Source organism: Paenibacillus humicus NBRC 102415, assembly GCF_004000905.1.
Taxonomy (GTDB): domain Bacteria; phylum Bacillota; class Bacilli; order Paenibacillales; family Paenibacillaceae; genus Paenibacillus_O; species Paenibacillus_O humicus.
The window spans coordinates 1-876 of record NZ_BIMD01000111.1 but is presented as its reverse complement, the minus strand read 5'-3'; the positions used below and the strand labels follow the sequence as shown (position 1 = coordinate 876).

The following is an 876-nucleotide window of genomic DNA, read 5'->3' as shown; positions in this document are numbered from 1 at the left end:
CGAGGTCGGCAAAGAGATCCGGTTTTATGCGGACAATGCCGGCCTTTTTCGCGGCATCATTTTTACCTACGAAGTCAGTCAATCCGGAAGCGCGACGATAACGGCGTACGACGAAAACGTGTATCTTACGAAAAACATGGATACGCGCAAGTTTGTCGGCAAGACGGCATCCGCAATAATACGCGAAATATGTTCGGCGTTCGGCGTACCGGTTGGAACGATTGCCGAAACGGGCTACGTGATTCCGCGCATGGTTCTCCGCAATAAAGACTTATGGGATATGATGCTGACCGCGCTGACCGAAACGAGTAAACAAAACGGTAAGAAATACCGCGTGTACTCGTCGTCCGGTCGCCTGTATCTCGCGGAACGTAAAGACGCCGCCGTCCGATGGATGCTCGAAGATGGCGTGAATATCCTGACCGCAAGCCGTTCGCAATCAATCGAAGAAACGCGCACGACCGTAAAGGTCATCGGCGGGGATGACGAAAAGGCTCCTCGAACGGCGACCGCGACAGATAGCGCGATGGTGGCGAAGTATGGAACGATGCAGCACCTCGAAACTGCAGACTCAAAGCTGACGCAATCACAAATACAGCAGCTTGCGAAGCAACGTCTGGCCGATCTCGCGAAAGTAGGCGAAGAGGTAACGGTTGAAGCGCTCGGCCTGGCGGACGTGGTCGCGGGCGGCGCCGTCTACGCGTTTGAATCGATGACGGACATTGCCGGCGGCTATTACGTATCGACCGACCGCCATACGTGGGAGGGCGGAGTACACCGGATGAGCGTTACGTTATCGCGTACGTATGACTTGCCCAAGCTTCCGTACGAAGACGACGAGGCCGCGAAGGCATCCGCGAAAAAGAAGAAAAAGAA

Annotated in this window: 1 protein-coding gene; it reads left to right on the top strand. The window is 55.0% G+C overall.

Features of this window, described 5'->3' with window-relative positions; genetic code table 11:
- The coding region (locus PHU01S_RS26085; protein WP_164763208.1) for an XkdQ/YqbQ family protein at positions 1-876 on the top strand (876 nt) is incomplete at both ends.